The organism is Pseudomonas sp. nanlin1 (assembly GCF_045571515.1).
Taxonomy (GTDB): Bacteria; Pseudomonadota; Gammaproteobacteria; order Pseudomonadales; family Pseudomonadaceae; genus Aquipseudomonas.
The window spans coordinates 1,941,384-1,965,159 of the sequence record NZ_CP124218.1 but is presented as its reverse complement, the minus strand read 5'-3'; the positions used below and the strand labels follow the sequence as shown (position 1 = coordinate 1,965,159).

Genomic DNA, 23,776 nt, shown 5'->3' with positions numbered 1-23,776 from the left:
GTGTGCGGCGCCAGGGCCCGCTTTAGCGGGGCACCCATAGCAAATCATTCTTACGGTTTTTCCGGGGGCCCGACAACTGCTTTTCCAACCAGGCGCCCAAGCGAGTTTGAAAGCGCCCGGCGCGATAGGGCCACGGGTCGACTACTGCAGGCGTCGCGGCGATCAAGTCGGCCACCAGTCGGCCGCTGATGGGCCCGGCGGCCAAACCGATATGGCCGTGGCCGAAGGCATGGATCACGTCGGCGCAGGCGCTGGATGGGCCGATCACCGGCAAGCCATCGGCCACCGAAGGCCGATGACCCAGCCAGCGGGTCATGCTTTGCGGGTCGAAGTGGCGCCCTTCTAGCTTGGGGTAGCTGTTCAACCCGTGGTGCAGCAGCACGTCGCTGCGCCGCCAGTTCGCTGGAGCGTCCACGCTGGCCAGCTCGACCTGCCCGGAAATACGCAGCCCGGCCGTGGTGCTGGTGTTGGCCATTTTGCCGTCACTGGGCATCACCGGCATCGAAAGGTGCACCCCGGTGTCACGCAACACCACGTTGTAACCGCGCTCGCTGGCCATCGGTACACGGTCGCCCAGGGCCTGGGCCAAGCCTTGGGAGTGTATGCCGCAGGCCAATACGGCACGCTCGCAGGGCAACTCGCCGACACTGCTGAGCACGCCCCGCAGGCGCCCGCCTTCGCCGCGCAACCCCAAGGCGCGGCCGCGTTGCAAGTGCGCGCCGCAGCGCTGCGCGTGGGCCACCAGGGCGGCGACGTAGTCACCGGGGTTCAGGCAATTGGCGCCCGCTTCGACCCAAACGCCGAAGCTGTAGCGCTCACTGAGGTCCGGCACCGCCGTACGCAGCGCTGGCCCATCGAGCTCGGCCCATTGCACCCCGTTGTCGCGGCGCAAGCGCCAGGCCAAGGCCTCGGCGTCGAAGGCGGCGCGGTCGGGGTAGGCATACAGCAGGCCATGCTGTTGCAGCAGATCGCTGGCGCCCGCCTCTGCCGCCAAGGCCAGGTGCCGCGCGGGGGCATCCTGCAGCAACTGGCGCAAGTGGCGCGCGGTGCGTTCGACCCGGGCGACACTGCTGCCGGCCAGGATAAAGCGCGCCAGCCAGGGCAACAGCCTAGGCAGCGCCTGCCAGCGAATGGTCAACGGGCCGTCGGGGTCGAGCAGAAAACCGGGAACCTTCTTCCACAGCCCCGGCAGCGCCATCGGCACAATAGAGGCCGGGCTCAACCAGGCGCCGTTGCCGTGGCTGGCAGCCTGTTCGGCCCCCGGTTCGCCAGGCTCCAGTAAGGTCACCTGGTGACCGTCGCGCAGCAGTTCAAGGGCACAACAGGCGCCGACGATACCGGCACCGATGACTACCACCTTCATCTGCAATCCTCTTGTAAAAACACCTCAATTCGGGACTATACCGCAGCGCTCAAAGGCCCGGCGTAAACGTTCGACGCCGCGGTCGATCTGCTCCAGGCTGGGGGCGGCGAAGGACAGGCGCAGGCTGCTGGGGTCTGGCTGGTCGGGGTGGAACGGCGCACCGGGGACGAACACCAGGTTTTCCGCGACGGCAGCGTTGAACAACGTCTGCGCATCAATACCCGCCCGGCAGCGCGCCCAGATAAACATGCCGCCTGCGGGCGGGCTCACGCTGAGCAGCGACTCGAGCGGTTCGAGCCCGGCCAACATTCGCTGGCATTTTTCCCGATAGCCAGCGGCCAACACCGGCAGCGCCTGCTGCAGTGCGCCACTGGCCAGGTAGTGCGCGGCAATGCGCTGGGCCCAGGGTGAGGTGCACAGGTCGACCGTTTGCTTGGCGATCAAGCAGCGCTGGCGCACCGCAGCAGGCGCCACCATCCAGCCGACGCGCAGCCCGGGTGCCAACACTTTGGACAAGCTGGCCAAGTGCATCACTCGGCCTACCGAGCCTTCCACCTCGCGGCTTAACGCCAACAGCGAAGGCACCTCTGCGCCGCTGAAACGCAGGGCGCCGTAGGGGTCGTCTTCGATGATCAACAGGTCATGGCGCGCCGCCAGGGCCAGCACCTGTAGGCGTCGCGCCAGTGGCAGGCAGGCACCGGTCGGGTTAGCGAATGTGGGTACGCAATAGAGCAAGCGCACCTGGCCGCGGGGCAAGGCCGCCAACTGCGCCGCCAGGGCGTCGGTGTCGAGCCCCTCGGCGTCGGTCGCGGCGCTCAGCACCTGGGCGCCTGCCATGCGCAAGGCCTGCAACGCCGCCGGGTAGGTGGGCCGCTCCACCAGCACGCTCTGGCCGGGTTCGAGCAACACCCGGATGAGCAGGTCAAGGCCTTGCTGTGAACCGGTGGTAACCACGATGTCATCGGCACACACACTGGCGCCGCGCCGCAGCATCAACCCCGCCAGTTGTTCGCGCAGCACGGGCAAGCCCTCGGTCGCGCCATACTGCAAGCAGTCCAGCGGGGCCTCGGCGAAGGCGCGCTCGGCAGCCAGGCGCAAGCCTTCGCGGTCGAAAAACTCTGGCGGCGGGTAGCCGCCCGCGAACGAGATCATGCCCGGCAGCGACAGGTACTTGAACAGCTCGCGAATGGCCGAGCCGGTGGGCGCTTGGAAGGCTGGGCTAAAGCGATAGTGGACATCAGGCATGGCGGCTTTCCGGGGACAGGGCGAGGGCAAAGGCGGGATCAGCACGAACCCGCTGCAGGGCACTGAAAATATCGAACAGCGGCAAAGCGAAACGGGCGCGCAGGGCGGCGCCATAGGGCGGCAGGTTGGTGCATTCCAGCAGCAGTGCGGCGCAGTCGGGGTGGCGTTGCAGCAAGCGTTCGGCGGCTTCCAGCACGTCGGCCTCAGCGCGCTGTGGGTCGAGGGTGCTGAGGTCTTGCTGGATCACCGGGTAGAGTTCGCGGCCCTGCTCGATCCCTTCGATCACCACCGTGTCGGCCCAAAAGCGCCCGAAGTGCCTGGGCGATAGCACCCGGCCGTCGAAGGTCAATACCCCCAGGCGTTTGCCTGGAGCCAGCTCGGCGCTGAGGGCGGGCACCAGGTTGAGCGCTGAAGACACCAAAGGCACCTCGATAGCCCCGGCGAGCACATCGTGGACCGCGCAAACGAAGCCGCATGAGGTGGTGATCAAGGTCGCGCCCTGGGCTACCAGGCGCTGAGCGGCGGCGATAAGGTCCGCCTGCACCGCCGCCGCGATCTGCCCTGGGGTCACCACGGAGGCTGGGGTGGCCGAGGCCACGGTGTCGAACAACACCGGCCCGCTGAAGGAGCCGGGGTGACCGATATCCCCCAGCGGCCGCGGGAAGTGAGTGTGCAGCTTGATGACGCCAAGGGTGTCCGGCATGGGCGCGGTCCAGGTTGAGAGGGCGTGATAGCGCGCAAACGCCCCCGCAGTATCTGAGCGCTACCGGCATGCGGCAAGCGAGGATTACGCGCGACGTCATTCCGTCAGGGCATGGGTCTGCCCTACCCCCGCCAAAAGTCGAATTTGACAAACCGGTGGCACGCTCAATACTGTAGCTACGTCATACGATGACCGATAACAAAACCAATAACAAAGGAATGCCCCGCATGACCACCCTCTCCAGCTCAAAGCCCTGGCACCGTCTGCTACTCACTGGCGCGGCCGGCGGCTTGGGTACCGTGCTGCGCGAAAGCCTGAAACCCCACTGCGAAATATTGCGCTTGTCGGACATCGCGCCGATGCCAGCCGCCGCCGGGCCCCACGAAGAGGTCTGGCCCTGCGACCTGAGCGACAAACACGCGGTGCACCAATTGGTCGAGGGCGTCGATGCCATTCTGCATTTTGGTGGCGTCTCGGTGGAGCGGCCATTCGAGGAGATTCTGGGGCCTAACATCAGCGGCGTATTTCATATCTACGAAGCCGCGCGGCGCCATGGGGTCAAACGCGTGGTGTTTGCCAGTTCCAACCACACCATCGGCTTCTACCACCAGGAGCAGACCCTGGACGCCCACGCGCCACGGCGCCCCGACGGTTACTACGGCCTGTCGAAAGCCTACGGCGAGGACATGGCGACCTTCTACTTCGACCGCTACGGCATCGAGACCGTCAGCCTGCGTATCGGCTCCTCATTCGCGAAACCGCAGAATCGCCGCATGCTGTGCACCTGGCTGAGCTTCGCCGACCTCACGCAGTTGATCGTCAAAGCGCTGGCCGTTCCCGAGGTCGGCCATACGGTGGTCTACGGCGTGTCGGCGAACAAAACCGTGTGGTGGGACAACCACCTGGCCGCCAGGCTGGGCTACGCCCCGCAGGACAGTTCGGAGACCTTCCGCGCCGAGGTCGAGGCCCAGCCGCAGCCCGAGCCCGGCGACCCGGCGATGATCTACCAAGGCGGCGCGTTCGTGGCCCAGGGGCCGTTCGACGACGCTTGAGGCGCCCCGGTTGCACGGCCCGACACTGCAGCACAAAGGAATGTAGCGATGACGCCCGAATTAATCGTAGATGCACGCAACGCCGTGGGCGAAAGCCCGGTCTGGAGCGCGGCGGAACAGGCCCTGTACTGGGTCGATATTCCCAGCGGCGGCTTGCACCGCTGGCACCTGCCCAGTGGCCAGCAGCAACGTTGGCAAGCCCCGCAGATGCTTGCCTGCATCGCTCAAAGCGGCCAGGGCCAATGGATCGCCGGGCTGGAAAGCGGCCTGTTCGAACTGCGCATCGATGGCGAGCAACTGCATGCAAAGGCTCTGGCAGGCGTCGAACATGCGCAGCCAGCGATGCGCTTCAACGATGGCCGCTGCGACCGCCAAGGGCGCTTCTGGGCCGGCACGATGTTATTGGACATGGCTGTCGGCGCCGCCGTCGGTGCCCTGTATCGCTATGAGCAAGGCCAGCGCAGGCCCCTGGACCCTGCTATCAGCCCCTTGATCGTGCCCAATGGGCTGGCCTTCAGCCCCGACGGGCGCACCCTGTACCTGAGCGACTCGCACCCCAAATCGCAGCAGATCTGGGCCTATGACTACGACCTCGACAGCGGCACCCCCGGCCAGCGGCGCCTGTTCGTCGACATGAACCAGCACCCAGGCCGCCCCGATGGCGCCGCGGTGGATGTAGACGGCTGCTACTGGACCTGCGCCAACGACGCCGGGCTGATCCATCGCTTTACTCCGCAAGGCAAGCTCGACCGCTCGCTGCAGGTGCCGGTCTTGAAGCCCACCATGTGTGCCTTTGGCGGGCCGCGCCTGGACACGTTGTTCATCACCTCGATCCGCCCAGGTGGCGACCTCAGCGAGCAACCGCTGGCCGGCGGTGTATTTGCCTTGAACCCAGGCGTTTGCGGCCTGGAGGAAACCCCGTTCGGCACCCGTACATAAAGCCCAGTTTCGCTTCACCTCGTTGTTCGTTCACCCACAATAATAATCAGGAGAAACACCCGATGAACGTGAAAAAAACCTTGTTGCTGGCGGCGCTGCCGTTGGCTTTAGCGCTACCGCAGTGGGCCAACGCGCTAACCCTGAAAGCCTCGGACACCCACCCGGCCGGCTACCCGACGGTGCTTGCCGTGGAGCAGATGGGCAAAACCCTGGAGCAACAAAGCAACGGTGAGCTGAAGCTGCAGATGTTCGCCGGGGGCGTATTGGGAACCGAGAAAGAAGTGGTGGAACAGGTACAACTGGGCGCGATCCAGCTGGCCAGGGTCACCCTGGGCGTAGTCGGCCCCGTGGTGCCCGATGTCAACGTGTTCAACCTGCCGTTCGTGTTCCGCGATGAGGCGCACATGCGCAAGGTCATCGACGGCGAAGTGGGCCAGGAGATTCTGGATAAAATCACCCAATCGGAATTCCAGCTGGTCGCCCTCGGCTGGATGGACGGCGGTACCCGCAACCTCTATACGAAAAAACCGGTGCGCAGCATTGCCGACCTCAAGGGCATGAAGATCCGCATGATCGGCAACCCGGTGTTCCTCGACACCATGAACGCCATGGGTGGCAACGGCATCGCCATGGACACCAGCGAAGTGTTCAGCGCCTTGCAAACCGGGGTAGTCGACGGCGCGGAAAACAACCCACCGACCTTGTTGGAACATAACCATTTCAGTGTGGCCAAGTACTACACCCTCACCGGCCATTTGATCATCCCAGAGTTGTTGGTGATGTCGAAAATCACCTGGGAAAAACTCACTCCCGCCCAACAGACCCTGGTCAAAACCGCCGCCCGCCAGGCGCAGATGAACGAGCGCGAACTGTGGGACAAAAAGGTCGCCAGCAGTAACGAGAAACTCAAGGCCGCCGGGGTGGAATACATCACCGTCGACCGCCAGCCGTTCAACGACGCCACCGCTTCGGTGCGGGAAAAATATGGCGCGCCCTACGCCGACCTGATGAAGCGCATTGAAGCTGTGAACTGACCCGTGCCTGCGCAGGAATCGCCGCGATGACAAACTCACTGCTGCGCGTGCTCGACGCGCTTTATATGGCCTGTATCTGGGTGGCCGGGCTGGCTGTCCTGGCGGTCAGCCTGATCATCCCCTGGGGCATCTTCGCCCGCTATGTGCTCGGCACCGGCGCCAGTTGGCCGGAGCCGACGGCGATATTGCTGATGATGCTGTTCACCTTTATCGGTGCGGCGGCCAGCTACCGGGCAGGCGCTCACATGGCGGTGGCGGTGCTGACCGACCGCCTGCCGCCCGCGCTCAAACGTGGGGTCAGCGTGTTCGCCCAGGTGTGCATGGCGTTGGTCTGCCTGTTCATGACCGTGTGGGGGGCCAAGTTGTGCCTGACCACCTGGAATCAGTTCGTTAGCGCTCTGCCCGGCGTCCGAGTGGGTATCACCTACATGCCGATCCCGATCAGTGGGCTGCTGACCCTGATTTTCGTGCTGGAAAAACTCTTGCTGGGCGACCAAAGCCAGCGCCGTGTGGTGCGTTTCGACCTGGTCGAAGAAAGCGAAGGGGCTGCCTGATATGGACGCATTAATTTTGATTGGCAGCTTTCTCGCGCTGATCCTCATCGGCATGCCGGTGGCCTATGCCCTGGGCCTGTCGGCGTTGATCGGTGCCTGGTGGATCGACATACCGCTGCAGGCCATGATGATTCAAGTAGCCGGTGGGGTGAACAAGTTCTCCCTAATGGCGATTCCCTTCTTCGTGCTGGCCGGCGCGATCATGGCCGAGGGCGGCATGTCGCGGCGGTTGGTGGCGTTTGCCGGGGTGTTGGTGGGCTTCGTGCGCGGCGGCCTATCGCTGGTCAACATCGTTGCGTCAACCTTCTTTGGGGCCATTTCCGGCTCCTCGGTGGCCGACACGGCGTCGGTCGGCTCGGTGCTTATTCCAGAGATGGAACGCAAAGGCTACCCGCGCGAGTTTTCCACTGCGGTGACCGTGAGCGGTTCGGTGCAGGCCCTGCTCACCCCGCCCAGCCATAACTCGGTGCTGTACTCGCTGGCAGCGGGCGGTAGCGTTTCCATCGCCTCGCTGTTCATGGCGGGGATCGTTCCAGGCTTGCTGATGAGTGCATGCCTGATGGTGCTGTGCCTGATCTTCGCGAAAAAACGCAATTACCCCAAAGGTGAAGTCGTACCGCTGCGCCAGGCCCTGAAAATCTGCGCCGATGCGCTCTGGGGTTTGATGGCCATGGTGATCATCCTGGGCGGTATTTTGTCGGGGGTGTTCACGGCTACGGAGTCGGCGGCGATTGCAGTGCTGTGGTCGTTCTTCGTGACCATGTTTATCTACCGTGACTACAAGTGGCGCGAGTTGCCCAAGCTGATGCACCGCACGGTGCGGACCATTTCCATCGTGATGATCCTGATCGGCTTTGCCGCCAGCTTCGGCTATGTGATGACGCTGATGCAGATCCCCACCAAGATCACCGGAATGTTCCTGACCCTGTCGGACAACCGCTACGTGATCCTGATGTGCATCAACGCCATGCTCTTGCTGCTGGGCACGGTGATGGACATGGCCCCGTTGATCCTGATTCTGACCCCTATCCTACTGCCGGTGGTGTTGGGCATCGGTGTCGACCCAGTGCATTTCGGCATGATCATGCTGGTGAACCTGGGCATCGGGCTGATAACCCCGCCTGTGGGGGCGGTGCTATTCGTGGGGGCGGCGGTGGGCAAGGTCACCATTGAAGCGACGGTCAAAGCGCTGCTGCCGTTTTATGCTGTGTTGTTTCTGGTGTTGATGCTGGTGACCTACGTGCCGGCGTTGTCGTTGTGGTTGCCGCATTTGGTGTTGTAGGGGGTGGTTTGTGGGAAAAGATCGGGGGCTAGCCCCCTCCTACGCAATGTGTCGCGGATCGTAGGAGGGGCCTTGGCCCCGAGAGGCTGCGGCAGCGGCCGGTGTATGCAGACGGCGCCGGTGTAAGAGCAAAAGATCGGGGGCTAGCCCCCTCCTACACCACCGCCTTACGCAGAATGCGCGACAGCTGCTCCACCGAATAGGGCTTGTGCAGCAGTTCGAACCCATGGGTGCCCTGCTGCGCCAGTACGTGGCTGTAACCACTGGTCAACACCACCGGCAACGTAGGGTAAAGCCGGCGGATTTCCTGGGCCAGTTCGATACCGTTCATGCCCGGCATGATCACATCGGAAAACACCACATCGAAGCGGCGCGGGTCTTTGGCCAGTACCTCCAGCGCTTCCCGAGCGTTGTTCGCCCAGGTTGGCACATAGCCCAGTTCACTGAGCGTCTGCACCGCACAACCGCCCACTTGCGGGTTGTCTTCAACCATCAGCACCCGAGTGCCGTGCCCGTCGACTAACTCGGCGGGTTCGGCCACCGGAGCAGCGGCGGGGGCCGCTGCCACCCTTGGTAAGAACAGGGTGAACGTGGCGCCCTGGCCCGGCTCGCTGCTGACCTGAACTTCACCGCCTGACTGCTTAGCGAAGCCAAATACCTGGGAAAGCCCCAGCCCCGTGCCCTGCCCTACGCCCTTGGTGGTAAAGAACGGCTCGAAAACCTGGCCGATCTGCTCCTTGCTGATGCCCTCACCGGTATCGCGCAGCGACACCGCCACATAGTCACCCATAATGGCCGGGTAGCTACCCGGCACTTGCGACACGGGCGCGACCACGATGGTCAACTGGCCTTCGCCATTCATGGCATCGCGGGCATTGACGGCCATGTTGACCACTGCGGTGTCGAACTGGCTCGGGTCGGCATTGATAAAGCATGGCTGCTGCGGCAGCTCCAAAGATACGCCAATGCGCGAACCGGTCAGGGTGCCGACCATCTCGGCCAAAGTCTGCACACTTTGGCCCACTTCGAACACCTCCGGCTGCAACGCCTGGCGGCGTGCGAAGGCGAGTAACTGGCCGGTAAGACGGGCGGCACGGTCGACGGTATCAGAGATGGCCTCGACATAGCGCTCGCGGCGCTGGTGGGGCAGTTCGCGGCGCTTGAGCAGGTCGGTGGACGACTTGATCACGGTGAGCAGGTTGTTGAAATCGTGGGCCACGCCCCCGGTCAACTGCCCGACCGCTTCCATTTTCTGCGCATGGCCCAGGGCCTCTTCGGCGCGCATTAGGTCGCGGGTGCGCGCCTCAACCTTAGCTTCCAGTGTTTCGTTTGCCTCGCGCAATGCCAGCTCGCCGCGGCTGCGCTCTACCGCCATACGCGTGCGATCGGCCATCTCCTGAATGAACGCCAGGTCCTGGTCCGACCACTGGCGGACGTCGGCACTGTTGAGGTAAAGCATCGCAACCAACTGGCCATGCTCTATCACGGGCACGTTGACCAACGCGCGCACGTTGTGGCCCCTGATAGCAGCCGCGAACGGCGCCGTGCGCGGGTCTTGGCTGACATCGTCGATGGTCACCACTTCGCCGCGCTTGAGGTCGTCGATAAACGAGCCATACGCGCGCAAGTGCAACTCGCCGACTAAAGTCTCACTGCCCTGGGCGTTCCAATCGCGCTCGACCCGCAGCAGCTCGCGCTCGGCATCAATGGTGCCGTAGCCGGCGCGACTGAGGTCAAGCGCTTGGCCGAGGATTTCGGCAGCGGCGAAGGCCATGGCCGCCGGGTCGCGCAGCGCGCGAAAACTGTCACTCAAACGCACCAATGCGTCGCTGCGGGCCTCGGCGTGGCGGCGTTCGGTTTCGTTACGGGCAATCTTCAAAAAGCCCTGGCCACTGCCCGTGGCATCCGCAGGCAGCGGGTGCACCGAGCCGCGCATGAACACCTGCGAGCCGTCCTTACACACGTGCCAGCGTTCGTCGTTGGCGCAACCGTCGCGGGCAGCCCGCAGCAGCTCGTGTTCATCAACCCCATAGGCCCTGTCGCGTTCAGTGAACAACACTGACGCCTTGCGCCCATGAATCTCATCGTTGGTCCAGCCAAAGATACGTTCGGCACCGGCCGACCAACTGGTGATGTAGCCGCCCAGGTCGGTGGTCAAAATCGCGTAATCGCTGGCGCTTTCCACCACCAGGCGCATCAGCGCCTCACTCTGGCGCAGCGCCTGGTCGGCCTGGACGCGGACGGTGACATCGACCCCCTCGACAAAAATGCCGGTGACTTTGCCCTGTTTGTCTTTGATGGGTTGGTAGACGAAATCGACAAAACGCTCTTCCAGCGGCCCGTTGGGGCTTAGCTGCACGGCAAACGCCGCGCCGTTGGCCGAGTAGGCTTGGCCACTGTCGAAGACTTCTTCCAGCAGCCGCAGATAGCCCTGATCCACCGCCTCCGGCAGCGACTCGGCGACGGTACGGCCGATCACCGGGCGGTCGCCCACCAGCCGCATATAGCCAGGGTTGGCCAGCTCGAAGCGTTGCTCGGGGCCGCGCAACACCGCCATAAAGGTCGGTGCCTGCTCGAACAACTGCGCCAAGGTGTCGCGCTCCAGGCTGCGGCGCTGTTCGCTGAGGACATGGGCGGTGGTTTCGTTGCACACCACCAGCACGCCGCCGATACCACCAGCTGCCCCGTCGTCATCCACCGGGCTACAACTGTAGGTCCAGTACACCTCCTCCCTGGCGTCGTTGCGGGTGACGGTCATGGCCTGGTCTTCGAACCAAGTGGCCTCGCCCCCCGCCATCACTTGTTCCAGCTGTGGCCCCAGCAGTTCCCAGATTTCAGCCCATACCTGCCGCGCTGGCTGCCCCAGTGACGATGGATGGCGCTCGGGGCCCAATGATTGGGAGTAGGCATCGTTGTAGAAGCACAGCGCGTGCTCGCCCCAAAACAGATACATGGGGTGGCGCGTGTTCAATATCAGACGCACTGCAGTGCGCAGGCTTTGTGGCCAGGCTTCGGGTTGGCCGAGGCTGCTCGCCGACCAGTCATGGGCACGCATCAGCGCACCCATCTCACCGCCGTCGCGCAGAAAATTCAAGGCATTGCGCACAGGGTCGGTTGGCATGGCTCTCGCGCTGCGAAGGAAGGGGGTTTTAATCTCAGCAAACAGATCACGGCGCAAGTGAAAAGGTTCCAGCAAACCCGATGAAACGGTGCACACGCTGGGGGGTCTAGTCAGGTAACACCCTTTCGTAAAAGCAGGAGCACCCCATGTTGAAGTTTCTCGGCGGCACCGTTGGCATTATTTTTATTATTGGCTTGATTGTTGTAATCGCGTTGTTCAAGCTGATTTTCTGATAGGTAAATAGGTAAATAGGTAAATAGGTAAAAGGCTCGGGGGCAAGCCCCCTCCTACGCGACATTATCCGTAGGAGGGGGCTTGCCCCCGATCTTTTAACCACACCAACAGCTTGGGGCCATGAGCCATTTTACAGTTTGAATTTGCTCACCAGCACGTTGAAGGAACCCGCCAGGCGCGACAGCTCTTGGCTGGAGGCGTTGGTTTGGTTGGCGCCGGCGGCGGTCTGGGTCGACAGGTCTTGGATGTTTAGCAGGTTGCGGTCGACTTCGCGGGCCACCTGCGCCTGTTCTTCCGAGGCAGAGGCAATCACCAAGTTGCGTTCATTGATGCTCGACACGCCGCGGGTGATTCGCTCCAACGCCTTACCGGCTTCAAGGGCTTGATCCTGGGTGTTGGTGGCCAAGGTCAAACTCTTGTTCATGGCCGCCACGGCGCCGTCAGCCCCCGCCTGCACCGTGCCGATCATCTCTTCGATTTCCACGGTAGAGGCCTGGGTGCGATGCGCCAGGGCGCGTACCTCATCGGCCACCACCGCGAAGCCACGACCCTGCTCGCCCGCACGAGCGGCTTCGATGGCCGCGTTGAGCGCCAGCAGGTTGGTCTGCTCGGCGATGGCGCGGATAACATCCAGCACCTTGCCAATGTCGCGCACATTACCCGCCAGGGTCGCGACCGACTGGGTAGAGGCGTTGATTTCCCTGACCATGCTGGTCATGCCTTGCACCGCCTGCTCGACCTGCCTGCCGCCATCGGCCGCCTCGAGGCTGGCCTGGTTCGAGGCCTCGGAGGTGGACACCGCATTGCGTGCAACCTCTTCCACCGCAGCGGTCATTTGATTGACCGCCGTGGCGGCCTGCTGAATCTCGTCGTTCTGGCGGGTCAGGCCACGGGTACTTTCGTCGGTCACGGCGCTCAGTTCTTCAGCGGCCGAGGCCAGTTGGTCAGAAGCACTGGCGATTTCGCTGATGGTAGTTTTCAGGCCGGTTTGCATATCTGCCAGAGCGTTGAGCAACTGGCCGGTTTCATCTTTGCGATCGGTACTGATGGCCTGGGTCAAGTCACCACTGGCCACGCGTTTGGCGCTGGCCACGGCAACGGCGATGGGGCGGGTGATCATGCGGGTAATGACGATGCCGAGGATGATTGCGATGATAAAAGCCAAGGCCATGCCGCCGAACAGCGTGGTGTAAACGTTATCGCGCAGGTGTGTGGCGGCTGCGGCCCCTTCTTTGATCTGGCGGTTATTGGACTCGATCATGATCCGCACCAGCTGGCGCATTTCGCGAAACTGGTCGTTGTTCAAGCCGTTGATCAAGTTGCGCGCCGCGCCGGCATCACCGCTGTCGAGCAGGCTAACAATGCGCTCCGAGCTGGCCACATAATTAGGCCATAGTGGCTCGAGCTTATCGCCTGCGGCGCGCTCGTCATCTTCCAGAGGCGTGGCTCGGTAGGTCTTGAAGGCAGTTTCAGCGTTTTTAAGGTCAGTGGCCAACGAATTGCGTACGCGGTCACGATCCTCTTTCGGGACGTCTCCGACCGAGGCATCCAGCACCCGATATAAGCCGCGGTTATGCGCCGTAAGGCTGCTCAGCGTCTCGGCGGTATTGGCCACCGAGACCAGGTTATTCGAGAACGTCAGCTCCAATGCCGAGGACAAGCGGCCCACACCATTAGTACCGACTAGCCCGACTGCCAGGGTGATCAGCGCACACAATACAAACGAGAAGAGCAATTTGGTCGACAGCTGGGCATAACTGAAGAAGTTCATGATGGGTACAACTCAAAGAGGGTGGGAAATCGATATGTTTTTGACGCCACGAAGTCGTCGCTAGTATCACATTGACATTAACGCTAAAAATATAGTTCAGCGCTGCCCGCAATTTTCGACGAGCGTGCTTTCCTACCCATGAGGATAGCCCACCTGAGCAAATCTTGAGCCCCGTGCAAACCCAGTGCTACCATGCCGCACCACCCGGCCAGGCCACCTACTGCCTGCCCGAGAGCCAAGGACCCCGCCTCAGCCATGAGCAGCATCCGCGAGCGCAATACCGCATTGATTCTGCGCGCCGCCAGCGAAGAATTTGCCGAAAAAGGCTTCGCCGCCACCAAGACCAGCGATATCGCCGCGAAAGCCGGGCTCCCCAAGCCCAATGTTTATTACTACTTCAAGTCCAAGGAAAACCTCTACCGCGAGGTACTGGAAAGCATCATCGCGCCGATCCTGCAGGCATCGACGCCATTCAACCCCCTGGGCAAACCCAATGAAGTGCTCAGCGCCTACATTCACGCCAAGGTGCGTATTTCCCGCGACCTGCCGTTCGCCTCGAAGGTGTTCGCCAGTGAAATCATGCATGGCGCGCCGCACCTGAGCGCCGAGCAGGTCGAACAACTCAACGCCCAGGCCCGCCACAACATCGCCTGCATCCAGAGTTGGATCGACAGTGGCCAGATTGCCCCCATCGACCCGCACCACCTGATGTTCAGCATTTGGGCCGCGACCCAGACCTACGCCGACTTCGACTGGCAGATCGCAAGCGTCACCGGCAAAGCCAAGCTCGACGACGCCGATTATGCCGCCGCCACCCAAACCATCCTCCGCCTGGTGCTCAAGGGTTGCGCACCGGACGCCTGACCCTGCGGGTAACCCTATGCAAAGCTGGCGCGAACGCCTGTATGTGATCATCTTCCAAAGCGACACCGACGCCGGTCGCCGCTTCGACAAAATGCTGCTGTTGATCATCATGGCCAGCCTGCTGGTGGTGATCATCGACAGCGTTGAAAGCATCCACCGTGACTACGCCGGGCTATTCGCCTGGATCGAGTGGGGCTTTACCCTGGTGTTCGCCCTGGAATACCTGTTGCGCCTGTATTGCTCACCCAAACCCTTGCGGTATGCCTTCAGCTTTTATGGCTTGATCGACCTGCTGGCGATCGTGCCGGGCATACTGGCGATCTATTACAGCGACGCCCAGTATTTGATGATCGTGCGGGTACTGCGCATGTTGCGCATCTTCAGGGTGCTCAAGCTCAACCGGTATCTGAAACAAGCCAATTACCTACTCTCGGCCCTGCGCGGCAGCCGGCAAAAAATTATTGTGTTCCTGCTCAGCGTGTCGACCCTGGTGACGGTGTTCGGCACCTTGATGTACGTGGTCGAAGGCCCGGAGCATGGTTTCACCAGTATTCCCAAGGGGATCTACTGGGCAATCGTGACCCTGACCACCGTGGGCTTCGGTGATATCGTGCCTAAGACCCCGTTGGGCCAAGTGCTGTCGTCGATGGTGATGATCACCGGCTACTCGATCATCGCCGTGCCGACGGGTATCTTTACCGCCGAACTGGCCAACGCCATGCGCGGCGAGCAGCAGAAACACCCCTGCCCCGAGTGCCGCAAGGACAACCACGAGGCCGCCGCCGCGTTTTGTTCGCGCTGCGGCAGTGCGCTGTTTAACAAACGGGAATAAGCACAGCAGTTATCGATCTTTCGACGCGGGTGAGCGCGCCGTTATAGTCGCTGGCAAAATGCCGCCTACCTTTGACTCCATAGAGACCTTTACGTGAAAAAACTCTTGAGTGCCTCGCTTATGGCCGCCGGCCTGACCCTGGGTAGCTTTGCCCAGGCAGCGCCGCAATTGCTGAACGTTTCCTACGACGTGATGCGCGATTTCTACAAGGATTACAACGCGGCCTTTCAGAAGCACTGGCAAGCGGAGCACAAAGAGAACATCACCATCCAGATGTCGTTCGGTGGGTCGAGCAAGCAGGCCCGCTCGGTGATCGACGGCCTGCCCGCCGACGTCATTACCATGAACATGGCCACCGACATCAACGCCCTCGCCGATAACGGCCAACTGGTGCCCAAGGACTGGGTCACGCGCCTGCCGAACAACAGCGCGCCGTTCACCTCGGCCACGGTATTCATCGTGCGCAAAGGCAACCCCAAGGCGCTGAAAGACTGGCCCGACCTGCTCAAAGACGGCGTGCAAGTGATCGTGCCTAATCCGAAGACCTCGGGCAACGGCCGCTACACCTACCTGTCGGCCTGGGGCTATGTGCTGAAGAACGGCGGGGATGAGAGCAAGGCCAAGGACTTCGTCGGCAAACTGTTCAAGCAGGCCCCCGTGCTGGACACCGGCGGCCGGGCCGCCACCACCACCTTCATGACCAACCAGATTGGCGACGTGCTGGTGACCTTCGAGAACGAAGCCGAGATGATTGCTCGGGAATTTGGCCGTGACCAATTCGAAGTGATCTACCCCAGCGTCTCCGCCGAAGCCGAGCCGCCGGTCAGCGTGGTCGACAAGGTGGTGGAACGCAAAGGCAGCCGTGCCGCTGCCGATGAATACCTGAAGTACCTGTGGTCGCCTGAAGGCCAGGCCATTGCCGCGGCCAACTACCTGCGCCCACGGGACCCGGCGGTGTTGGCGAAATACACCGACCGCTTCCCGAAAGTGGACTTCCTGTCGGTAGAGAAAACCTTCGGCGACTGGCGTACCGTGCAGAAGACTCACTTCAATGACGGCGGCGTGTTCGACCAGATCTATTCGGGTCAATAACGCCTAAGCGGGCACTGCTGCATACAGTGCCCGCTAACTCATCACCCGCTCGGTCACCGGGTGCGGCACCCGCTCTTCGAGCATCAAGCTGTGGCCGATGTCGACGATCACTTCCACGTCATTCTCCCGCCCCCAGTGCTGCAGGCGGCTGACCAGGCGCGGGTCGATCACCCCGAACAGGTACAAGGTTTCCATTTGCTGGTTGCTCAACCAGCGGCCCAAGGGGGAACTGGCCAGGGCCAACTCCAGGTCCAGGCGAAATTCATTGTCGCGAAAGGTCGGCCGAATCGGCAGCACGGCAGTGGACAGCGCGGCCTCGGACGTGCGGTTGTCGAGCTGCACATGCACCATGCTTAGCCCAGCGGCGCGCCAGTCGTGCAGCAATTGCTGCAGGCGCGCCTTGACCCGCTGCAGCTTCATTTCCAGGAGGCTCTCCAAAGGGATCTCCACCTGGCCGTTAACCACCAGCCAGACGGTGCTGCGCTGCCGCGACTTGACCACGATATCACCCTTGACCCGCGCCGCGCGCAACGCCACGGCCAGCAACAACAGCACCACGCTGAGGTAATGGTGTTGCGCCGAACCACCCTGTACCAGCAGGGCCAAGCCAGCCAGCAACAGCCAAGCGTAATCCACCCGCGCCCAGGCCACCTCGCCAAACTCGAAGACCGACAGCCCCACCCAGCAAAACACACAGAACAAAAACGCAAAAGCCAACACCAACCACCGCGCATCGCCGGTCAAGCGGGGCACTGAAACGCCTGCGGGGCTCAACCAAAGCGTACCGACCCACAGCAGGGCCAAGCTGATTAACGTGGGCAGCAAATAGGGTTTATTGAAAAAATGCTTCATGGGACTCCATCGATACTCCGGGTGCGAGGAGCGTATCGGCGGACGAACGGTATTCTTGATGGCTTGGGATTTTGATCGTTAGAAACTCAAGAGCTCGGGGGCGAGCGGAGCGCCGCCCGGGCCCCTCACAATTTCGGTGCACGTAGGAGGGGCCTTGGCCCCGAGCTCTTGCTCTTGCTCTTGCTCCTGCAAATACAAATTGAACGGGCCGTCCGAAGGCCGAGTGGAGACGCTGCGTAGCTGGGTGCGAGGCAGGAGCCGAGCAAGCGCTGTAGGGCCGGATGTAGGGACCAGGGTTTTGGTTACTTTTGCCGCAAAAGTAACCCGCTGTTGGAAGGAAGGGGCCAGGCGCAACAGCGCAGATGCCCCAACGTGACAACGGCCGCCGTAGCGCCCCACCAATCAACAAGATATAAGAACGGCTCGTCGTTATTTGGAGCGGCAATAACATGGTTAGAAATTTCACCATCCCCTACAGCATCGCCATAGCCTTCAACGGTGCGGAGTATGATTTACACAACAATTTCACCGCCGCCAAAATGGAATTCGACTTTGAAAAAAAGTCCCTACATGTCAGATTTGAGCCTTGGGGCGAGCCTGAAGATCGCCAACCGGTTAATTTGATATTCGAGAAGATCGACTCACTCTTTATCTCCCCAGAAATCCTGAGCATAGAGGAACTGTTTTTAGAAGAGCTGGGGTTCAAAAGTCCCGACGATGTAGATTATGACTGGTTGACAAGTGAAGCTAAATCGACCCCTTTAGATCACTTTGTTATCGCGCTGAGCGAATGTAGATACATAAGGGTTTCGTGCAAATCGATCGTGGCTTCACTGGGCCAATGAATAACCCGCAATCAACCCCTCAAGGATGCATACGCCCCAACCCCGGTGGCACGCCATTGCCGTCGGTGGCCTCCCATGGCCCTTGTGGGCTGGTGGACCAGGTCCAGCCGTCGCTCCAGCGGTAATAGGTGCGCTGGCGGTAGTAGGTGTCGGGCTGGTTTTCCAGCACGTAGACCCCCAGTTTCGGGTCCCAATGGCTGGCGCCGCCCGGGGGTGGGGCGAAGCTGGCGGAGGTGCGTGGGGCGGGTTTGGCTGGGGTGGTGGGCGTGCCCACAGGCGGCGCCGGGCGCGTGCTGGGGCTGCCTGACGGCAGGGTTTCGATGGGCGGCGCCGGGGGCTGTTCGGGGCGGTGCACGGCGCATGCACTCATGCCCAGGGCCAGGCCGATAACGGTCATACGAGCAAAAACATTCATGGCAGGTTCTCTACGGATCCGGGCTGTCGATGGTCAGATGCTGCGCCTCGGTGGTGGCGCTGCTCAGGGGCTGGCCGCGGCCGATCCATTCGCCGCGGGTCGGCACGCCTGCGCGGGACACCCGTGCTTGCAATTGGACTTCGGGAAAGTTCGACAGTTTCAGCTGCGGCATCATCGCATCGGCATCGCTCAGTTGGACCTCGGCCGGCAAGTCGGCCACGCTCAAGCGCTTGACCGCCAGGGGTGCCGCCGGGCCATTGAGCGCGCGAGCGAACACAAACACGCTGTCACTGGGCAGCACTTTGCCTGTGAGTTCGGCGCTCAGCGCCACGCGCACCGTTAAACCCGCCGCAGCCTGGGCCGGGGTCGCCGCCTGCCGCTCGCGCGCGCGGTCGATGCCGCTTTGCAGGGCTTGGCGCGAGGCATCGGTGGCGGGCAGTTGCGCCAGCAGGCGCTGCCAATAGCCAACTGCTTCGGCGTAACGCTGGCCTTCGAAGGCGGCGATGCCCAGTAGCCCCAGGCTGGTGGCCTCATTCGGGTTGGCCGCCAGAGCCTCGTCGGTCAAGGCCTGGATCGGCGCGCTCCATTGCTTGTTCTGGGCGAAATACAGCGCCTGTGCCCACTGCCCGAGCAGATCCGGCTGGCGCCCGGCCAGGCGCGCGGCGCGCTCGAACAAATGCGCGGCCTCGGCTGGGCGATTTTGCGCCATGTAGGTACGCCCCAGAAAATACAGGCCTTCGGCCGAGTCGGGTTGCGCCACCACGGCGCGCTCCAGGCGCTCGGTCATCTCGGCCATCGAACGCGGCGGCTGGGCGAACTCGCGGGTCAGTTCGACTTTGTCGCTCGCCCCCAACGCCAGGTAAAGGCCTAGGCCCAGCAAGGGCACCAGCAGTGCCGCCAGCAGCGGCAGGGCCTTGCTGGCATGCTTGGGCTGGGCGACATCCGCGCCGTCGGTGTCGGTCAGCAGCTCCCGCGCCGCCTCGGCCTGGCCGAGGTCGAGTTGGCCAGCGCTGAGCATGCCCTCGTCGCGCTGGGCGCTCAGCTCGGCCACGCGCTCCTGATACAGCGCCACGTTCAAGGCGGTGCGGTCGACCGGTGCTTGCCCACTGCGCCCGCGCAGGATGGGGATTAATAGAAAACTCATGGCTACCAGCAGCAATAGGCCGGTCGCCAGCCAAAAATCGGTCATGGGCGCTTTTTATCCAACGATTCTTTATCAGACAGTTGTTTGTCCAACAGGGCCGCCAGGCGGTGCCGCTCGGCCTCGGACAATTCACTGGGCGACTCGTCGCCCGCACTGCGTCGGCGGCGCACGAGCAACCCGATCACCACGCCGCCGCCCAGCAACAGCGCGGCGGGGCCGAACCAAAGCAGCCAGGTACGGGCGCTCAGGGCGGGTTTGTAGCGAACGAACTCGCCGTAGCGCTCAACCATAAACGCCACCACCTCGGCGTTACTCTTGCCCTCCCCGAGCAGGCGGAAGATTTGCTGACGCAGATCGGCGGCGATGGGCGCGTTGGAGTCGGCGATGTCTTGGTTCTGGCATTTAGGGCAGCGCAGCTCTTGAGTCAGCTCACGGAAGCGCTGGCGCTCGCTGTCGTTGGCGAACTCGTAGGTGTCGATGGCCGCTTGGGCCACGCCTAGCAGGCTGAGGCTAAGAGCTGCCGCGCTCAACCAGCGCTTCATGGCCGGGCCTCGTCGACCAGGGCTTGATAGAGCGGTGCCAGGCGCTCGCGCCAGACCGTCTCGTCGATCACGCCTACGTATTTGTGACGGATCACCCCCTGGGCGTCGATCATAAAGGTCTCCGGTGCGCCATATACGCCCAGATCGAGACCCAGGCGGCCTTGGGCATCGTTGATGTTCAGCTGGTAGGGGTCGTGAAAGTCCCGTAGCCATTTCAGAGCGGCGGCGTTGTCGTCTTTGTAGTTGATGCCGTAGACGCGCACGCCCTGCCCGGCCAGCTTATTCAACACCGGATGCTCGATGCGGCAGGCCACGCACCAGGTGCCCCAGACATTCACCAACGCCGGCTGGCCCAGCAGGTCGGCGCGGCTCAGCGCCTTAGCGCCCTGCACGGCAGGCAGGTTGAATTCGGGGAATGGCTTGCCGATCAGCGCCGAGGGCAGCTCAGAAGGGTTCAGGTACAGGCCGCGATAGAGGAACACCGCCACGGCCATAAACAGGAGCAGCGGTATCAACAGAATCCAGCGCCTCATGCGGTGGCCCCCGTCACGCCGAGCACGTCGCGCACCCGTTGCTTGACCTTGACCCGATAGCGCCGGTCCAGCGCCGCCAGCAGCCCACCGCAGCCAGTGAGCAACCCGCCGAACCAGATCCAGCGCACGAAGGGTTTGACGTGCACGCGCACTGCCCACGCACCGTCACCAAGGGGTTCGCCCAGGGCCACGTAGAGGTCGCGGGTCACCCCGGCATCGATGCCGGCTTCGGTCATGACCGACTGTTGCACGGTGTACAGGCGCTTCTCCGGGGTCAGGATGCTGACCGGCCGCCCACGCCTGCTGACTTCGACAATGGCCCGGTCCGAAGTGAAGTTGGGCCCCTGAAAGTGTTGCGCGCCGCGGAACAGGAAGTGGTAACCGGCCAATTTCATCGAATCCCCCGGCGCCATGCGCAGGTCGCGCTCGGCACTGTGGCTACTGGACAACACCACGCCCACCGCGCACACGGCAATGCCCAGGTGCGCCAACTGCATGCCCCAGTAGCTGCGTGACAAGCCGCGAGCACCGCGCAATAAGCCTTTATGGCGGGTTTTATCGAGCAGGTCACGGCCCCCGGCCAGCACCACCCAGGCGGCCAGGGCAAACACGCTCAACACTGGCCAGTCGAAGTCGCCCACGGCCCACGCGGCCAGCGGCGCCAGCAGCGCACTGCCAATCAGCACCGGCACCAGCATGCCGCGCAGCCAGCGCCAGGGCGTGTCTTTCCAGCGCACCAAAACACCCACCGCCATCACCAGCATCAGCAATGCCATAAGCGGCACGAACAGCGCATTGAAATACGGCGGGCCCACCGACAGCTTGGCCCCGCTGAGGGCGTCGAGTACCAAGGGGTATAGGGTGCCGAGCAGGATCATCGACGCGGCCACTACCAGCACCAGGTTATTACCCAGCAGCAGGGTTTCCCGCGACCACAGGGCGAAGCCCACATGGCTTTTGACCACCGGAGCACGCACGGCGAACAGGGTCAGCGAACCGCCGACCACCAGCAACAGAAAGATCAGAATGAACACGCCGCGCGCCGGGTCCGAGGCAAAGGCATGCACCGAGGTGAGCACCCCAGAGCGCACCAGGAAGGTGCCCAGCAGGCTAAGGGAAAAGGCGGCGATGGCCAGCAGCACGGTCCAGCTTTTGAACACCCCGCGTTTCTCAGTCACCGCCAATGAGTGAATCAACGCAGTGCCCACCAACCATGGCATGAACGAGGCGTTTTCCACCGGGTCCCAGAACCACCAGCCGCCCCAGCCCAGTTCGTAATAGGCCCACCACGAGCCCAGGGTGATGCCGATACCCAGAAACGCCCAGGCGACCAAAGTCCAGGGCCGCGACCAGCGTGCCCATGCGGCGTCCAGGCGCCCGCCGAGTAACGCGGCGATGGCAAACGCAAAGGCCACGGAAAACCCGACGTAGCCCATGTACAACATGGGTGGGTGAACGATCAGGCCAATGTCTTGCAGCAATGGGTTGAGGTCGCGGCCGTTGGCTGGCATCTGCGGCAGAATGCGCGCAAAGGGGTTGGAGGTGAAGATCAGAAACAGCAGAAACCCGATGCTGATCATGCCCATCACCGCCAGCACTCGCGCCAGCATCACCTGGGGCAATTGCCGGGAGCGCACCGATACCGCGAAGGTCCAGCCGCCAAGGATCAGCGCCCAGAGCAGCAGCGAGCCCTCGTGGGCGCCCCACACGGCGCTGAATTTATAGAACCAGGGCAAGGCGCTGTTGGAGTTATTGGCCACGTAGCCGACAGAAAAATCGTCCACCATAAAGCTGTAGGTCAGGCAGGCGAAGGCAAAGCCTAGAAAGGCGAACTGGCCCCAAGCGGCTGGCCGCGCCAGGCTCATCCACAAGCGGTCGCCGCGCCAGGCCCCCAGCAATGGCACGCTGGCCTGCACTACGGCAAAACATAGGGCGAGGATCATGGCCAAATGGCCGAGTTCGGGAATCATCGGGCTGCTCCTGCCTGGGCGCTGTCCTTCAAGGCTTGGCTAACCTCCGGCGGCATGTACTTTTCATCGTGCTTGGCCAGCACCTCATCGGCCACTACCACGCCATTGTCGTCCAGCTTACCGAGAGCGACGATGCCCTGCCCTTCGCGGAACAAATCCGGGAGGATGCCGCGGTAGGTGATGGTCACCTCGCGGTTGAAGTCGGTGACCACGAAGCGCACGTCGAGGGAATCGGCCGAACGCTGCAGCGAGCCCTTCTCGACCATGCCACCGGCGCGGATGCGTTTATCCAGCGGGGCTTCGCCGTTGGCGATCTGGGTCGGGGTGTAGAATAGGTTGATGTTTTCCTGCAGGGCGCTGAGGGCCAGGCCCAGCGCCAGGCTCACCCCAGCCAGTAGGGCCAGGATGATCAACAGGCGTTTCTTGCGGTGCGGCTTCAATTGCCCTTCTCCCGGCGCAAACGACGCGCCTCTTGTTGCAGGTATCGCCGCCGGGCCACCAGCGGTGCCGCCACGTTCACCGCCAGCACCAGCAGGCACAGCCCATAGGCTGACCAGACGTACAACCCATGATGCCCCATGGCGAGGAAATCACCGAATGAAGCAAAACTCATCGGCTGGCCTCCGCGCCCAGGCAGCGCTGCACTTGGGCAACCGCCCAGCGGCTGCGAGCCTCGCGTTTAAGCAGTTCCAGGCGCATGCGCAGGAGGAGCACAGCGCCAAAAAAACAGTAAAAGCCGAACACGGTGAACAACAGCGGTAGCCACATTTCGGCCGGCATCGCCGGTTTTTCCGTCAGGCTAAACGTGGCCCCCTGGTGCAGGGTGTTCCACCACTGCACCGAATACTTGATGATGGGAATGTTGATCACGCCAACGATGGCCAGCACCGCACAGGCTTTGGCCGCGCTGTCACGGTTGCTGATGGCCTGGCCCAGGGCGATCAGGCCAAAATAGAGGAACAGCAAGATCAGCATGGAGGTCAGGCGGGCATCCCACACCCACCAACTGCCCCAGGTCGGTTTGCCCCAAATGGCCCCAGTGACCAGGGCCAGGGCAGTCATCCAGGCACCGATGGGCGCAGCGCATTGCAGGGCGATGTCGGCGACTTTTATTTTCCAGACCAACCCGACCGCACCGGCCAGCGCCAGCATCACGTAGCACGACTGGGCCAGCATGGCCGCAGGCACATGAATGTAAATGATGCGAAAGCTATTGCCTTGCTGGTAGTCGGGTGGCGCGAAGGCCAGGCCCCAGACCAGGCCCACGCCCAGCGCCACGGCGGCGGCGCCTGCCAACCACGGCAGCAGGCGCCCGCTGAGGGCGTAAAAGGTTTGCGGTGAGCCGAGCCTGTGCAACCAGGCCCAGCGGTTCTGCGAGTTGTTCATCAG

Annotated in this window: 23 protein-coding genes; 9 read left to right on the top strand and 14 right to left on the bottom strand. The window is 62.7% G+C overall.

The annotated features are described in order from the left end of the window. Positions 1-22: 22 nt before the first annotated feature. Genes QCL65_RS09255 through QCL65_RS09245 form a run of 3 tightly spaced genes read right to left on the bottom strand, consistent with a single transcriptional unit; the run spans position 23 to position 3,311 of the window. Positions 23-1,363: an NAD(P)/FAD-dependent oxidoreductase gene (locus QCL65_RS09255; RefSeq protein ID WP_407315917.1), complete on the bottom strand. Its 1,341-nt coding sequence runs from the start codon at positions 1,361-1,363 to the stop codon at positions 23-25. A gap of 24 nt (positions 1,364-1,387) precedes the next feature. Then, positions 1,388-2,608 carry a PLP-dependent aminotransferase family protein gene (locus QCL65_RS09250; RefSeq protein ID WP_407315916.1) on the bottom strand — a complete coding sequence of 407 codons (1,221 nt, stop codon included), beginning with the start codon at positions 2,606-2,608 and terminating at the stop codon, positions 1,388-1,390. Next, positions 2,601-3,311, bottom strand: coding sequence for an aspartate/glutamate racemase family protein (locus tag QCL65_RS09245; RefSeq protein ID WP_407315915.1), 711 nt, complete (start codon positions 3,309-3,311; stop codon positions 2,601-2,603). Before QCL65_RS09245 ends, QCL65_RS09250 begins: the two co-directional genes overlap by 8 nt. A gap of 227 nt (positions 3,312-3,538) precedes the next feature. Between QCL65_RS09245 and QCL65_RS09240 the strand changes: the two genes are divergently transcribed. The 5 genes from QCL65_RS09240 to QCL65_RS09220 all read left to right on the top strand — a co-directional run bounded on the left by QCL65_RS09240 (position 3,539) and on the right by QCL65_RS09220 (position 8,172). Beyond that, a complete protein-coding gene (locus tag QCL65_RS09240; protein WP_407315914.1) occupies positions 3,539-4,363 on the top strand; it encodes an NAD-dependent epimerase/dehydratase family protein in 825 nt (274 codons plus the stop codon). Between the two features lie 48 nt (positions 4,364-4,411). Then, a complete protein-coding gene (locus QCL65_RS09235) occupies positions 4,412-5,302 on the top strand; it encodes an SMP-30/gluconolactonase/LRE family protein (RefSeq protein ID WP_407315913.1) in 891 nt (296 codons plus the stop codon). A gap of 62 nt (positions 5,303-5,364) precedes the next feature. Continuing rightward, complete coding sequence (locus QCL65_RS09230) at positions 5,365-6,336, top strand: TRAP transporter substrate-binding protein (RefSeq protein ID WP_407315911.1); 972 nt, start codon at positions 5,365-5,367, stop codon at positions 6,334-6,336. Positions 6,337-6,362: 26 nt separating this feature from the next. Next, positions 6,363-6,890, top strand: a complete 528-nt coding sequence (locus QCL65_RS09225) for a TRAP transporter small permease (protein ID WP_407315910.1) — start codon at positions 6,363-6,365, stop codon at positions 6,888-6,890. Position 6,891: 1 nt separating this feature from the next. Next, positions 6,892-8,172, top strand: coding sequence for a TRAP transporter large permease (locus QCL65_RS09220; protein WP_407315909.1), 1,281 nt, complete (start codon positions 6,892-6,894; stop codon positions 8,170-8,172). Positions 8,173-8,326: 154 nt separating this feature from the next. Here QCL65_RS09220 and QCL65_RS09215 read toward each other — a convergent pair whose 3' ends face one another. Together QCL65_RS09215 and QCL65_RS09210 are read right to left on the bottom strand one after the other, a co-directional pair. Beyond that, on the bottom strand, positions 8,327-11,293 hold the full coding sequence (locus tag QCL65_RS09215) for a PAS domain-containing protein (RefSeq protein ID WP_407315908.1): 2,967 nt from the start codon (positions 11,291-11,293) through the stop codon (positions 8,327-8,329). 364 nt (positions 11,294-11,657) lie between these two features. After that, positions 11,658-13,298, bottom strand: coding sequence for a methyl-accepting chemotaxis protein (locus QCL65_RS09210; protein ID WP_407315907.1), 1,641 nt, complete (start codon positions 13,296-13,298; stop codon positions 11,658-11,660). Between the two features lie 255 nt (positions 13,299-13,553). Between QCL65_RS09210 and QCL65_RS09205 the strand changes: the two genes are divergently transcribed. The 3 genes from QCL65_RS09205 to QCL65_RS09195 all read left to right on the top strand — a co-directional run bounded on the left by QCL65_RS09205 (position 13,554) and on the right by QCL65_RS09195 (position 16,086). Then, positions 13,554-14,162: a TetR/AcrR family transcriptional regulator gene (locus QCL65_RS09205; RefSeq protein ID WP_407315906.1), complete on the top strand. Its 609-nt coding sequence runs from the start codon at positions 13,554-13,556 to the stop codon at positions 14,160-14,162. A gap of 16 nt (positions 14,163-14,178) precedes the next feature. Further along, a complete protein-coding gene (locus QCL65_RS09200; protein ID WP_407315905.1) occupies positions 14,179-14,994 on the top strand; it encodes an ion transporter in 816 nt (271 codons plus the stop codon). A 93-nt stretch (positions 14,995-15,087) separates the two neighbouring features. Next, positions 15,088-16,086: a sulfate ABC transporter substrate-binding protein gene (locus QCL65_RS09195; RefSeq protein WP_407315904.1), complete on the top strand. Its 999-nt coding sequence runs from the start codon at positions 15,088-15,090 to the stop codon at positions 16,084-16,086. Between the two features lie 33 nt (positions 16,087-16,119). Here QCL65_RS09195 and QCL65_RS09190 read toward each other — a convergent pair whose 3' ends face one another. Next, positions 16,120-16,938 carry a hypothetical protein gene (locus QCL65_RS09190; RefSeq protein WP_407315902.1) on the bottom strand — a complete coding sequence of 273 codons (819 nt, stop codon included), beginning with the start codon at positions 16,936-16,938 and terminating at the stop codon, positions 16,120-16,122. A gap of 449 nt (positions 16,939-17,387) precedes the next feature. Here QCL65_RS09190 and QCL65_RS09185 point away from each other — a divergent pair, with 449 nt between their 5' ends. Then, on the top strand, positions 17,388-17,783 hold the full coding sequence (locus tag QCL65_RS09185) for a hypothetical protein (protein WP_407315901.1): 396 nt from the start codon (positions 17,388-17,390) through the stop codon (positions 17,781-17,783). A gap of 19 nt (positions 17,784-17,802) precedes the next feature. On the opposite strand, the gene QCL65_RS09180 is transcribed toward QCL65_RS09185, so the two are convergent. The 8 genes from QCL65_RS09180 to QCL65_RS09145 are packed head-to-tail and all read right to left on the bottom strand — an operon-like array spanning position 17,803 to position 23,773. Then, on the bottom strand, positions 17,803-18,198 hold the full coding sequence (locus QCL65_RS09180; protein ID WP_407315900.1) for a hypothetical protein: 396 nt from the start codon (positions 18,196-18,198) through the stop codon (positions 17,803-17,805). A 10-nt stretch (positions 18,199-18,208) separates the two neighbouring features. Continuing rightward, positions 18,209-19,387 (bottom strand): c-type cytochrome biogenesis protein CcmI, encoded by a 1,179-nt coding sequence (gene ccmI, locus QCL65_RS09175; RefSeq protein WP_407315899.1) that lies wholly within the window; start codon positions 19,385-19,387, stop codon positions 18,209-18,211. Then, positions 19,384-19,884, bottom strand: coding sequence for a cytochrome c-type biogenesis protein (locus QCL65_RS09170; RefSeq protein WP_407315897.1), 501 nt, complete (start codon positions 19,882-19,884; stop codon positions 19,384-19,386). Before QCL65_RS09170 ends, ccmI begins: the two co-directional genes overlap by 4 nt. Then, positions 19,881-20,417 carry a DsbE family thiol:disulfide interchange protein gene (locus tag QCL65_RS09165; RefSeq protein ID WP_407315896.1) on the bottom strand — a complete coding sequence of 179 codons (537 nt, stop codon included), beginning with the start codon at positions 20,415-20,417 and terminating at the stop codon, positions 19,881-19,883. Before QCL65_RS09165 ends, QCL65_RS09170 begins: the two co-directional genes overlap by 4 nt. After that, positions 20,414-22,387 (bottom strand): heme lyase CcmF/NrfE family subunit, encoded by a 1,974-nt coding sequence (locus QCL65_RS09160; protein WP_407315895.1) that lies wholly within the window; start codon positions 22,385-22,387, stop codon positions 20,414-20,416. The genes QCL65_RS09165 and QCL65_RS09160 overlap by 4 nt, the downstream gene beginning before the upstream one ends. Beyond that, a complete protein-coding gene (ccmE, locus tag QCL65_RS09155) occupies positions 22,384-22,827 on the bottom strand; it encodes a cytochrome c maturation protein CcmE (protein ID WP_407315894.1) in 444 nt (147 codons plus the stop codon). The genes QCL65_RS09160 and ccmE overlap by 4 nt, the downstream gene beginning before the upstream one ends. Then, the gene (gene ccmD, locus QCL65_RS09150) at positions 22,824-23,000 is read right to left on the bottom strand and encodes a heme exporter protein CcmD (protein ID WP_407315893.1); all 177 of its coding nucleotides are present in this window, start codon (positions 22,998-23,000) and stop codon (positions 22,824-22,826) included. Before ccmD ends, ccmE begins: the two co-directional genes overlap by 4 nt. Next, complete coding sequence (locus tag QCL65_RS09145) at positions 22,997-23,773, bottom strand: heme ABC transporter permease (protein ID WP_407315892.1); 777 nt, start codon at positions 23,771-23,773, stop codon at positions 22,997-22,999. The genes ccmD and QCL65_RS09145 overlap by 4 nt, the downstream gene beginning before the upstream one ends. Positions 23,774-23,776 lie beyond the last annotated feature (3 nt).

Excerpts from the sequence above, each read along its gene's own strand:
- QCL65_RS09255 (WP_407315917.1), bottom strand. The coding sequence starts at position 1,363 with ATGAAGGTGGTAGTCATCGGTGCCGGTATCGTCGGCGCCTGTTGTGCC.
- QCL65_RS09250 (WP_407315916.1), bottom strand. The coding sequence starts at position 2,608 with ATGCCTGATGTCCACTATCGCTTTAGCCCAGCCTTCCAAGCGCCCACC.
- QCL65_RS09245 (WP_407315915.1), bottom strand. The coding sequence starts at position 3,311 with ATGCCGGACACCCTTGGCGTCATCAAGCTGCACACTCACTTCCCGCGG.
- QCL65_RS09240 (WP_407315914.1), top strand. The coding sequence starts at position 3,539 with ATGACCACCCTCTCCAGCTCAAAGCCCTGGCACCGTCTGCTACTCACT.
- QCL65_RS09235 (WP_407315913.1), top strand. The coding sequence starts at position 4,412 with ATGACGCCCGAATTAATCGTAGATGCACGCAACGCCGTGGGCGAAAGC.
- QCL65_RS09230 (WP_407315911.1), top strand. The coding sequence starts at position 5,365 with ATGAACGTGAAAAAAACCTTGTTGCTGGCGGCGCTGCCGTTGGCTTTA.
- QCL65_RS09225 (WP_407315910.1), top strand. The coding sequence starts at position 6,363 with ATGACAAACTCACTGCTGCGCGTGCTCGACGCGCTTTATATGGCCTGT.
- QCL65_RS09220 (WP_407315909.1), top strand. The coding sequence starts at position 6,892 with ATGGACGCATTAATTTTGATTGGCAGCTTTCTCGCGCTGATCCTCATC.
- QCL65_RS09215 (WP_407315908.1), bottom strand. The coding sequence starts at position 11,293 with ATGCCAACCGACCCTGTGCGCAATGCCTTGAATTTTCTGCGCGACGGC.
- QCL65_RS09210 (WP_407315907.1), bottom strand. The coding sequence starts at position 13,298 with ATGAACTTCTTCAGTTATGCCCAGCTGTCGACCAAATTGCTCTTCTCG.
- QCL65_RS09205 (WP_407315906.1), top strand. The coding sequence starts at position 13,554 with ATGAGCAGCATCCGCGAGCGCAATACCGCATTGATTCTGCGCGCCGCC.
- QCL65_RS09200 (WP_407315905.1), top strand. The coding sequence starts at position 14,179 with ATGCAAAGCTGGCGCGAACGCCTGTATGTGATCATCTTCCAAAGCGAC.
- QCL65_RS09190 (WP_407315902.1), bottom strand. The coding sequence starts at position 16,938 with ATGAAGCATTTTTTCAATAAACCCTATTTGCTGCCCACGTTAATCAGC.
- QCL65_RS09185 (WP_407315901.1), top strand. The coding sequence starts at position 17,388 with ATGGTTAGAAATTTCACCATCCCCTACAGCATCGCCATAGCCTTCAAC.
- QCL65_RS09180 (WP_407315900.1), bottom strand. The coding sequence starts at position 18,198 with ATGAATGTTTTTGCTCGTATGACCGTTATCGGCCTGGCCCTGGGCATG.
- ccmI (WP_407315899.1), bottom strand. The coding sequence starts at position 19,387 with ATGACCGATTTTTGGCTGGCGACCGGCCTATTGCTGCTGGTAGCCATG.
- QCL65_RS09170 (WP_407315897.1), bottom strand. The coding sequence starts at position 19,884 with ATGAAGCGCTGGTTGAGCGCGGCAGCTCTTAGCCTCAGCCTGCTAGGC.
- QCL65_RS09165 (WP_407315896.1), bottom strand. The coding sequence starts at position 20,417 with ATGAGGCGCTGGATTCTGTTGATACCGCTGCTCCTGTTTATGGCCGTG.
- QCL65_RS09160 (WP_407315895.1), bottom strand. The coding sequence starts at position 22,387 with ATGATTCCCGAACTCGGCCATTTGGCCATGATCCTCGCCCTATGTTTT.
- ccmD (WP_407315893.1), bottom strand. The coding sequence starts at position 23,000 with ATGAGTTTTGCTTCATTCGGTGATTTCCTCGCCATGGGGCATCATGGG.
- QCL65_RS09145 (WP_407315892.1), bottom strand. The coding sequence starts at position 23,773 with ATGAACAACTCGCAGAACCGCTGGGCCTGGTTGCACAGGCTCGGCTCA.